The following is a 10,447-nucleotide window of genomic DNA, read 5'->3' as shown; positions in this document are numbered from 1 at the left end:
TCATGGGGCTCAATCCTCAACTTGCCGTGATGATGTCGGGCTTTTGTACGCTCTTTTTCCTCCTGGTGGTCAAAGGACGCGTCCCCAGTTACCTCGGTACGTCGGCGGCCTTTGTCGGCGGCGTTGCCGCTATTCGTGCTCAGGGTGGAACGACGGCGGAAGTGACCGGTGCGATTCTGGTGTCGGGGTTGGTTCTGGGATTCGTCGGCATCGCCATCCACTTTCTCGGCGGTGGCGTCATCAGTAAAGCGCTACCGCCGGTGGTCACCGGCGCTGTGGTGATGCTGATCGGTTTCAACCTGGCGCCCGTTGTCGCGGGGTTGTACTGGCCGCAGGACCAATGGGTGGCACTGATCGTGATGGTTGCCCTGATCGTGATGAGCGTTGCGCTACGCGGCTTCCTGGGACGTATCGCCATTCTCGTCGCGCTGGTTTTCGGCTACATCTTCTCGTGGGTCCTCGACCGGGTCTCCGGTCCGATCACGTCCGCCGGCGGTAGTGGAGCACCCACCGAGCACTTTCGTGTCAACTGGGATTCGGTGCACTCGGCGTCATGGTTCGGGTTGCCGCCGTTCTCGGACGAAGCCAACGGAATCGTCGGTATCCACGCTCCCTCGTTCAGCCTCACGTTCATCGTTCTGGTCCTTCCCGGTGTCATCGCACTGGTCGCGGAAAACGCCGGTCACGTCAAGGCCGTCGCCGAGATCACGGGCGACGATCTCGACCCGTACATCGGACGCGCAATTGCCGGTGACGGTTTTGCCACCGCCATCGCCAGCGCAGTAGGCGGCTCTCCCACGACGACACACGCCGAGAACATCGGTGTCATGGCGGCCACTCGGGTGTACTCGACCGCCGCGTACGTGATCGCGGGTGTCATCGCGATCCTGCTCGGCTTCTCCCCCAAGTTCGGGGCGGTCATGGCGGCGACTCCCGGCGGCGTTCTCGGCGGAATTCTTGTGGTTCTGTTCGGCATGATCGGTCTGCTCGGCGCCAAGATCTGGAAAGAGAACGGTGTCGACTTCGGGAATCCGCTGAATCTGATGCCGATCGCCACCGGTCTGATCATCGGTATCGGCGACACGGCTCTGAAGTTCAGTGACACGTTCTCACTCGGAGGCATCGCGCTCGGCACCATCGTCTTGATCGTGATGTACCACTTCTGCCAGTTCGTCGGGTCCAGGAACCCCGAACTGAACAGGCCGGAGCCCGGCAGGCGACCGGGCTCCACGACGGGTCCGGATACGTCAGATGACGAACGGGAAGAGCCCGTGGCGCAGCTCACGTGATGCCAAGTTGAATGTATGCCAGGTATGACCCGTGACCGTTGTCACATCTGCACAAAACGTGAAGTGACTCATAGAGGCAGGATTGAGTAATGAAACCGTCGCCGCTGACTTATCACCGACCGTCCTCGGTCGAGGACGCGTGCCGAATCCTCTCCGAGGTCTCTCACGAGGGGAAGGTGCTCGCCGGTGGGCAATCGCTTGTGCCGCTGCTGTCCATGCGCCTCGCCGCGCCCGCCCACATCGTCGACATCGGATCGATCCCGAACCTCGCTTCGGTGACCTCGTCCGAAGACGAAGGAGTGCGGTTCCAGGCCCTGGCCACGCACTCGGTGCTGGCGGCCGACGAAGGTGCTCGTCGAGTTCAGCCTCTACTGAACCGTGCTCTGCAGTTGGTAGCGCACCCCACGATCCGTAACCGCGGGACGAGCGTCGGTTCCATCGTCCATGCCGACCCGTCGGCGGAGATGCCGGCAGTCCTGACACTGCTCGGCGGCAGCGTGACCGTCCAGTCGGTGCGTGGCACCCGCGAGATCGCGTCGACGGATCTCTTTGCCGGTCCTCTCGAGTCGAGCCTGGAATCGGACGAGATCGCGGTGTCGGTGTCGGTGCCCGGCGCCGAACCCGGAGTGGGGACCGCCATCGACGAGATCGCGCGTCGTCACGGTGACTATGCACTGGTCGGCGTCGTCGCCCGGATTCGCGTGGTCGACGGTCTGGTGGCCGAAGCGCACATGACGTACGTGTCCGCCGGAGAACTGGGGCAGGTCGTGGACTACACGGACGTGCTGGCGGGGGCGTCCGCGACGGATCAGCGAGACCCGCGATGGCGCACTCTCGGAGAATGCGCCCGCGCGCAGATAGATACCGAGGCAGACATTCACGGGACGGCGGCGTACCGCTCGCAGTTGGTGTCCGCGCTCACGGCGCGGGTCGGCTTCGCGGCGGCAACGGATGCTCTCAGTGAGAACGCAGTACTGGCAGGAAAGTGGTGACAATGTCCAAAAACGATCGCTCCATCGATGATCAACTTGCCGAGTTGGCAGCAGACACCGGTGAGCACCATGTGGCCGTGACGTTCACGCTCAACGAGGTGACGAGCACCGTCGTTCTTCCCTCCCGCACTTTGGCTTCGGATGCCATTCGTCACCACCTCCGTAAGACGGGCACGCACGTCGGTTGTGAACACGGCGTGTGTGGTGCGTGCACCGTGCTGCTCGACGGAAAGCCGGTTCGGTCCTGCCTCGTCCTCGCTGCCAGCCTCGAAGGTCGATCGATCACGACCGTCGAAGGCCTCGTCGAGCCGGACGGTACTTTGCATCCGGTTCAGCAGGCGTTCAAGGATTGTCACGGTTTGCAGTGCGGATTCTGCACACCGGGATTCGTGACGACCATCGCGGCGTTTCTCGAGGAGAACCCCAATCCCACACGTGAGGAAGCAACCGACGCGATCGCGGGAAACCTCTGCCGTTGTACGGGATACCAGAACATCAGGGCGTCGGTTCTGCGCGCAGCCGAGATCAAGCGTGAACGGGCCGGGCAGTTCCCGCTCGGAATCGACGACGCGTCCACTCGGGAGGCGTTGGATCGCAAGGTGCGGGGAACGACGAATCCCGTCGGAGGACGGGCGGGTAAGGCATGAGTACTCCGGTCAAACCAGCAAAGCGCAACGGGGCGAAGCACCCCGCTTCCGATCATTCGACGGCCGATCATTCGGTTGCCGACGACGGCAAGTTCTTCGGTAAACCGATTCCGCGCGAGGAAGATACGCGTCTGCTCAGCGGTCAGGGGCGATACCTCGACGATCTGGGCCACAACGCGCTGATCGCGGCATTCGTCAGGTCGCCGCACGCTCATGCGCGAATCATCGACATCGACATCGACCAGGCGCTGGAAGTGCCTGGTGTGCATGCCATCTACACCTACGAAGATCTCCTGGCCGACACGCCGGAAATGGCGGAGAACCTGCCACTGCTCATTCCGCATCCGGGAATCATCGCTCCGCGCAACGGGTATCCCCTCGCGAAGGACGAGGTGAAGCATGTCGGCGAAGCCATCGCCATGGTGGTCGCCGACAACCGGTACATCGCCGAGGACGCTTGCGCGAAGATCGACGTCACCTACGAGGCGCTGAAGCCTGTAGTGGGGATCGACGTTGCTCGCACTGCCGCCAACGCCGTCCACGCCGACGTTCCGGACAACGTCGCCGCTCACCTGCAGCACGGGTTCGGAGATCTGGATGCCGAACTGGCCGCCGCGCCGCACCGACTGACGCTGGATCTCGAAATCGAGCGTTCGGCTTCCATGCCGATGGAGGGCAAGGGTGTCTACGCGCGCTGGGACGGCGACGAGAACACCCTCACGTTCTGGACATCCACCCAGACCTCCACGTCCGCCCGCGCCGCAATCGCCGCGCGATTGGGGATGGCACTGAACAAGGTTCACTGCATCGCTCCTGACGTCGGCGGTGGATTCGGCGTCAAGATCGTTCACCCGTGGCCCGAAGAAGTGATGATCACGTGGGCCGCTCGACGCCTCGGCCAGGCCGGCATCTCCTGTGAGGTGAAGTGGGTCGAGGATCGCCGTGAGCACTTCATCTCGAGCGCGCACGAGCGTGGGCAGATCCAGAAGGTCGACATCGGATTCGACGACGAGGGTCGCCTGTTGGCGTTCGACTTCACGTTCTGGCACGACAACGGTGCCTACCTGCCGTACGGGATCATCGTCATGATCAACACCGCGACGCAGGTTCTCGGGCCGTACAAGCCGAAGTCGTTCCGGGTCAACGCCTATTCGCTGTACACCAACACGGTCATCGTGACCCCGTACCGCGGCGCCGGACGTCCGCAGGCAGTGTTCGCTATGGAGCGATCCATGGACGCCATCGCCAAGTACCTGAACAAGGACAAGATCGCGGTGCGGGAGGCGAACTTCATTCGCCCTGAGGACATGCCGTACGACTTCGGCCTGATGTTCCAGGACGGACGCCCGTTGATCTACGACACGGGCGACTACCAGGCAGGCATCGACAAGCTCAAGAAGCTCATCGACTGGGACGGATTTCCCGAGTACCAGAGGAAGGCTCGCGCCGAAGGGCGGTCGGTCGGAATCGGTATCGGTGCGTACGTCGAGGGAACCGGCCCGGGACCTTACGAGGGTGCCCACGTCGTGGTCGAGACGTCCGGAAAGGTCAAGGCGGCAACAGGCTTGACGACGCAAGGCCAAGGCCATCAGACCGCGTTCGCCCAGATCGTTGCGGACGATCTCGGAGTCAAGGTCTCCGACGTCGAGATCGTCACGGGTGATACCCGCCGGTTCGGTTATGCCGTAGGCACTTTCGCCTCGCGTGGGGCGGTCATGTCGGGTTCGGCCTTCCATGTCGCGGCGCAGATGGTCGCGGAGAAGGCGAAGAAGATCGCCTCCGGAATCTTGGATCTGCCGGAAACCGAACTGGAACTCCGGGAAGGCCACGTGTGCAAGATCGGCACCGAAGCAGGTGTGGAAGGTACGTCCGTACCGCTGAGTGTTGTTGCCGTGCTGTCGAACCCGCTACGATATGCGTTCGACCGTGAGTCGAAGCTGGCCACCGGTTTCGCCAAGACCGACACGGACATGTCGAAGCCGCCGATTCCCGAGGGTGAGCAGCCCGGTCTGGAAGCAACCGGCTACTACTCGCCGCCCAGTTCCACCTTCGCTTCGGGAGTGCACGCGGCGATCGTCGAAACCGATCCCGTGACAGCCGAGATCACGGTCCGTCGTTACGTTGTCATCCACGACTGCGGAAACGTGATCAACCCCCGCATCGTCGAAGGTCAGGTCATGGGCGCCGTCGCGCAAGGTATCGGCGGCGCACTCTACGAGCGGATCGTCTACGACGAGCACGGGCAGATGCTCAACGCGTCGTACATGGACTTCTTGATGCCGTTCGTCACCGAGATGCCGGATTCGCTCGAGATGGATCACACCGTCACGCCGTCAGGGCTCAACCCACTCGGAATGAAGGGTGCCGGTGAGGCCGGTGTGATCCCCACCAGTGCCGTCATCGCGGCCGCCATCGAGGACGCCGAAGGAATCTCGATCACGTCCATGCCCATTTCACCGTCCGAACTGTTCGAACTTCGACTCGCACATGCGGGTTCGTCATCAGAGGAGAATTCATGAGAATCGCCGGCACCGCGCAGTTGACGGCACCTCGCGAAGAGGTCTACGACAAGCTCCAGGACGGTCGTGTACTGGCCGCGACCATTCCCGGTGTGCAGTCGCTCGAGCAGCTCACAGACAATCATTACAAGCTCTCCATCATGGCCGGAGTTGCGTCGATCAAGGGCGTCTACGACGGCGAGGTTGTTCTGTCGCAACAGAATCGGCCCAATTCGTTTGTCATGACGGCTTCGGGGGCTGGTGCTCCCGGCACGGTGAAGGCGGACGTCACGGTCACCTTGACGGAGAACGAGGGTGGCACGCTGCTTTCGTATGACGCCGATGCCGTGGTCGGCGGGATGGTCGGCGGCGTCGGGCAGCGCATGATCACCGGTGTAGCCAAGAAGATGGCCGGGGTGTTCTTCAAGAGCATCGACGGCGTCATTGCCAACGGCATCCCCGAGAAGGTCACTGCCGCCGTGGCGGCGGCAATACCGGCAGTGGCGGTCGAAGGCGCGCCGGTAGTCTCCGGAGCTGTCGCGGCACCGGCGATTCTTCCGGCCGCTGCACCGACAGCGGGCGGCACAGATGCTCGCACGGTGATGGTCAGCGCCGTCGTCGGCGCAGCCATTGCTTTGTCAGGTGTTGCTATAGGCGGATTCCTGGCGCGTTCTGGTTGTCGCGAGTAGTTCACTCAGGTGTCAACAGCTGATTCACGATGAGGGAAACGCCCCGAACCGACCAGGTTCGGGGCGTTTTTCACGTCCGCGTAACCCACGGGGGCGCCGGCGAAGATCCGCTCGTGATCGTGCGCCGAACCTTGGCCCCCCGATTCGGCGAATTGTGACAAAGAATCCGCCCTTCCGAACCTGTGGAATAGCACTACACGTCAGGTACGAGCCACTCACCGGCTAGGCCGCAACCGTCGATCGGTACCAGACGAGACGAGCCAAAGATCTCAGGAGGAAGCGTGGAACCCAGGAAGATTCGGGTCGGTATCGATACCGGCGGAACGTTCACCGACATCGTGGCAGTGGACGACGAAACCGGCGCCATCGTCACCACCAAGACCCCGTCCACCCCGGCGGACCCCGCCGAGGGCTTTCTCGCCGGTATCGAGAAGGTACTCGCCAAGCTCGGCGAGAGCGGCGACTCGATCGGTGCGGTCAGCCACGGCACGACCGTTGCGACCAACAAGCTGCTCGAAGGCAAGGTCGAGAACCTCGGCTTCATCACCACCGAAGGCTACGAGCACGTTCTCGAAATCGCTCGTCAGTCGGTGCCGGACGGCTACGGCAACTCGTACTTCTGGGTCAAGCCCGAACGCATCGTTCCCGCCGATCGTGTACGCACCGTCGGTGGACGGCTTTCCTTCGACGGCAGCGAGATTCGTCCGCTCGACGAAGAGAGCGTCCGCAGCGCAGCGCAGTTCTTCAAGGACCGCGGCATCCGGACCATCGGCGTCTGCCTCATGCACTCGTACGCCGATCCGACGCACGAGGAGCGCGTTCGCGACATCCTCTTCGAGGTCTTCCCCGATGCGACGGTGAGCATCTCGAGCCAGGTGCTTCGTGAGTACCGCGAATACGAGCGGTCCATCACCACTCTCGTCGACGCCGCGGTCAAGCCGAACATCCGAAACTACGTGAACAACATCGCGAATCGTCTGCGTGAGTTCTCGACCACCGACGGTGAACCCCGGGACATCCCGTTCTACGTCATGAAGTCCAACGGCGGTGTCCTGTCGGCCAAAGAGGTTGTTCACCAGCCTATTACGACAGTCCTGTCGGGACCGGCTGCCGGAGCTCTCGGTGCTGCGCTGATCGCCGATGCGGCCGGCGTCGAGCAGGTGTTGACCTGTGACGGCGGCGGAACGTCGACGGACGTCACCGTCGTGGTTCGCGGCGAGCCCGCGCTGACCACCGAAGGGCGAGTGGGAAACTACCCGTCGAAGATCCCGATGATCGACGTCGTGACCGTCGGCGCCGGCGGTGGCTCGATCGCGTGGATGACGCCGGAACGCACCCTCCGAGTCGGCCCTCAGTCGGCCGGCGCCGATCCCGGACCGTTGTGCTACGGCAAGGGCGGCAGCGAACCGACCATCACCGACGCGCACGTCCTGCTCGGACGCATCCCACCCCATCTGCTCGGCGGCGAAATTCCCCTCGACACAGAACTGGCACGCAAGGGCCTCGAAGAGCTTGCAACACAGCTCAGTCTGGGCTTCGAGGAGTGTGCGGTCGGTGTCCTCGAGGTTTCGGCGTGGAACCAGGCCAATGCCCTGCGTCAGATCACGGTCAAGCGTGGCCTCGACGTTCGCGACTTCACCCTCGTGACGTTCGGCGGCTCCGGCTCCCTGCTCGCCTGCCGTCTCGTCGACATCCTGGGTCTGAAAGACGTTCTTGTCCCGCTCAATCCGGGTAACGTCTCCGCGTTCGGTCTGCTGACGGTCGATGTCCGCAACGACTACGTCCAGACGCATGTCAGTCGTCACGACCGGTTGAAGGCTGAAGACCTGCAGAGCCAGTTCGACGCGTTGGCCGGCGAAGCCGAGATCGCGCTTGCCGAAGAAGGATTCGACGAGACGCAGCGCAAGTACTCCCGTACTGCGGATCTGCGTTACCTCGGTCAGGCCTTCGAGGTACGCGTCCCGGTGGCGGAAGGTACCGTCACGGCGCAGATCATGGACGACGCGGCCGAGGCGTTCCACCAGGCGCACCGCGAACTGTACGGCTACGACTTCCGGGGAGACCCGTCGCAGCACGTGGAGTGGGTCAACCTGCGCGTGAGCGGCATCGGCCCGATCAAGCGTCCGACGCTCAAGGAGATCCCCGCCGGCACCGGCGCCGACACCGCCCGAACCGGTTCGCGGCAATCGTATTTCGACAGCTGGGTCGAAACTGCTACCTACGACCGCACGCTGCTCGGTGCGGGTGACGTCATCGAAGGACCGGCCGTGATCGAGGAGTTCAGCTCGACTGTCCCGATCCACCCCGGATTCTCGGCACGTATCGACACCTTCGGGAACATTCGTATCTCGAAGTCTTCCGACTCGAACGGAGTGAAGTGATGACCGCCATTCTCGATGCTGCTGCTGCCACCGCGGCCAAGCCGTACCGACTCACCGCTACCGACGGCGCGTCACCTGATCCGATTCTGGTCGAGATCGTCGCCGGTTACCTCGCCAGCGTGGAAATGGAGGTCGAGACCTCCATTTCGCGCACCTCGCGTTCGCCGATGATCCGTGACGCTCACGATTTCCGCGCCGGTATTCACGACCGGAACCTCCGCAAGCTCACGGGCCGTTCGTATTCCGCCCTGGTTCATCCGATCGCCCGGGACTTCCCACTCGAGACGATGAAGCCGGGAGACGTGTACTTCCACAACGACGTCTACCTGTCCGAAGGTGGCATCGGCCATCTCCCCGACCTCTGCGTCACGGTGCCTGTCTTCGCCCGCGTCACTCCCGATGCCGAGCCGAAGGTTGTTGCGTTCGTTCAGGCGTTCGGTCACCACGACGACATCGGCGGTTGCTGCCCCGGCTCCATGCCGTCCGGCGCCACCACGGTGTACGAAGAGGGTTTGATGGTTCCGCCGATCAAACTGTGGGACCAGGGAGTTCCCAACGAGGCGGCGCTGCGCATCATGACGCGTAACTCCCGCATGCCGGACGCTCTCGCAGCTGACCTCGACGCCGAGTGCTCGGCGTGCCTGATGGGTGCGCGTCGACTCACCGAATTGTTCGAGCGCTACGGCGTCGACACCGTCGAGTCGTGCTTCGACGCGATGATGGACGCGACCACCGAGACGTACCGCCGCGAGATCCTCAGCAAGATCCCGGTCGGTGAGTACACGTGGGAGGACTACGCCGAGCACGACGGCGTCGACGAGCCGATGCTCCACATCCAGCGCATCACGCTCACGAAGACGCGACCGGAGGACGAGGGCGGCGAGCGACTCATCCTGGACTTCAACGGAACCGGACCGCAGGCAAAGGGCCCGATCAACCACTGCGGTGACTACGCGGACGGAAACTTCCTCATCAAGTGGTTGGCCCCGATTCTGCGTAACCTCGCGGACACCCCGGAGCGCATGGCCGAACTGGATGTCAACGAGGGCGTCGTACCGCTGATCGAGATGAAGTTCCCCGAGAAGGGAACATTGATCACCCCGATCTTCCCTGCCCCCACCAACGCTCGCACGTTTGTCATCCTCCGTCTTCTCGGAGTGCTGGCCGGCGTCGTCGCCAAGGCTGTGGACGGCAACATGCCCGCCGATCAGGAGACCATCAGGTACACCGGTGTTTACGGTGAGGACTTCGAGGGTCACTCGTACCTCATGCGTGAGGTGCTCGGCGGCGGTTCGGGCGGACGCTACTACGCCGACGGTGAGGACACGATTCACGTCGTTCCCGATTCACGGAACCTGCCGACCGAATTCACCGAGAGCCGTTTCCCCTTCATCGTCGAAAAGCTCGGTCTGGCCATGGATTCCGGCGGAGCCGGACGCTACCGCGGCGGCCTGGGATACGAGAAGCACATCCGGATGCTCAAGGATGCGCACTTCATGTCCATTGCGGATCGTTCGATCCTCGCCTGCTGGGGAGTCAAGGGCGGCAAGGCCGGTCGGCCGTTCTCCGTGGTCCTGGATCCGGGTGGACCGAACGAGCGTGAGTTCGACGCGCTGACCGATGCCGAGCCGATCAAGGCCGGCGAGGTCGTACGGATTCGCACCACCGGTGGTGGCGGTTGGGGAGATCCACTGGAGCGCCCGATCGAAGAGGTCTTGCGAGACATTCAGTGGCGCAAGGTTTCCGTGGAGGGTGCACGCGACGACTACGGTGTTGTCCTGATCGAGGGTGACGAGCCGTCGGTCGACGAGGCTGCTACCACGGAGCTACGGGATCAGTTGCGCTCGGAGCGCGGTGAGAACGAACCCTTCTTCGATCGGGGTCCGGGCTACGCGCAGCTTTCCGGTGGCGCCACCTCAGCGGTCTACGACTACGTCTAGGACGGAAAACT

The 10,447-nt window shown here is 63.2% G+C and carries 7 protein-coding genes; all 7 read left to right on the top strand.

Annotation, left to right across the window (positions count from 1 at the left end):
- The coding region (locus tag QMA15_RS23395) for a solute carrier family 23 protein (protein ID WP_290286770.1) at window positions 1-1,289 on the top strand (1,289 nt) is incomplete at its 5' end.
- A gap of 89 nt (window positions 1,290-1,378) precedes the next feature.
- Complete coding sequence (locus QMA15_RS23390) at window positions 1,379-2,281, top strand: FAD binding domain-containing protein (protein WP_019746091.1); 903 nt, start codon at window positions 1,379-1,381, stop codon at window positions 2,279-2,281.
- Window positions 2,282-2,283: 2 nt separating this feature from the next.
- Window positions 2,284-2,928 carry a (2Fe-2S)-binding protein gene (locus QMA15_RS23385; protein ID WP_029256750.1) on the top strand — a complete coding sequence of 215 codons (645 nt, stop codon included), beginning with the start codon at window positions 2,284-2,286 and terminating at the stop codon, window positions 2,926-2,928.
- The gene (gene cutA / locus QMA15_RS23380; protein WP_060939376.1) at window positions 2,925-5,447 is read left to right on the top strand and encodes an aerobic carbon-monoxide dehydrogenase large subunit; all 2,523 of its coding nucleotides are present in this window, start codon (window positions 2,925-2,927) and stop codon (window positions 5,445-5,447) included. The genes QMA15_RS23385 and cutA overlap by 4 nt, the downstream gene beginning before the upstream one ends.
- Window positions 5,444-6,115 carry a carbon monoxide dehydrogenase subunit G gene (locus QMA15_RS23375; RefSeq protein ID WP_279163324.1) on the top strand — a complete coding sequence of 224 codons (672 nt, stop codon included), beginning with the start codon at window positions 5,444-5,446 and terminating at the stop codon, window positions 6,113-6,115. Before cutA ends, QMA15_RS23375 begins: the two co-directional genes overlap by 4 nt.
- 281 nt (window positions 6,116-6,396) lie before the next feature.
- The gene (locus tag QMA15_RS23370) at window positions 6,397-8,496 is read left to right on the top strand and encodes a hydantoinase/oxoprolinase family protein (RefSeq protein WP_019746087.1); all 2,100 of its coding nucleotides are present in this window, start codon (window positions 6,397-6,399) and stop codon (window positions 8,494-8,496) included.
- Window positions 8,496-10,436 (top strand): hydantoinase B/oxoprolinase family protein, encoded by a 1,941-nt coding sequence (locus QMA15_RS23365; protein ID WP_279163325.1) that lies wholly within the window; start codon window positions 8,496-8,498, stop codon window positions 10,434-10,436. Before QMA15_RS23370 ends, QMA15_RS23365 begins: the two co-directional genes overlap by 1 nt.
- Window positions 10,437-10,447 lie beyond the last annotated feature (11 nt).

Origin of the sequence: Rhodococcus sp. APC 3903, assembly GCF_030407755.1 — a bacterium.
GTDB lineage: Bacteria > Actinomycetota > Actinomycetes > Mycobacteriales > Mycobacteriaceae > Rhodococcus_F > Rhodococcus_F erythropolis.
Note: the sequence above shows the minus strand (reverse complement) of the source record. Positions and strands in the feature narration are given on the sequence as shown.

Coding starts and splice junctions, on each gene's coding strand:
- QMA15_RS23390 (WP_019746091.1), top strand. CDS start 1,379: ATGAAACCGTCGCCGCTGACTTATCACCGACCGTCCTCGGTCGAGGAC.
- QMA15_RS23385 (WP_029256750.1), top strand. CDS start 2,284: ATGTCCAAAAACGATCGCTCCATCGATGATCAACTTGCCGAGTTGGCA.
- cutA (WP_060939376.1), top strand. CDS start 2,925: ATGAGTACTCCGGTCAAACCAGCAAAGCGCAACGGGGCGAAGCACCCC.
- QMA15_RS23365 (WP_279163325.1), top strand. CDS start 8,496: ATGACCGCCATTCTCGATGCTGCTGCTGCCACCGCGGCCAAGCCGTAC.
- QMA15_RS23375 (WP_279163324.1), top strand. CDS start 5,444: ATGAGAATCGCCGGCACCGCGCAGTTGACGGCACCTCGCGAAGAGGTC.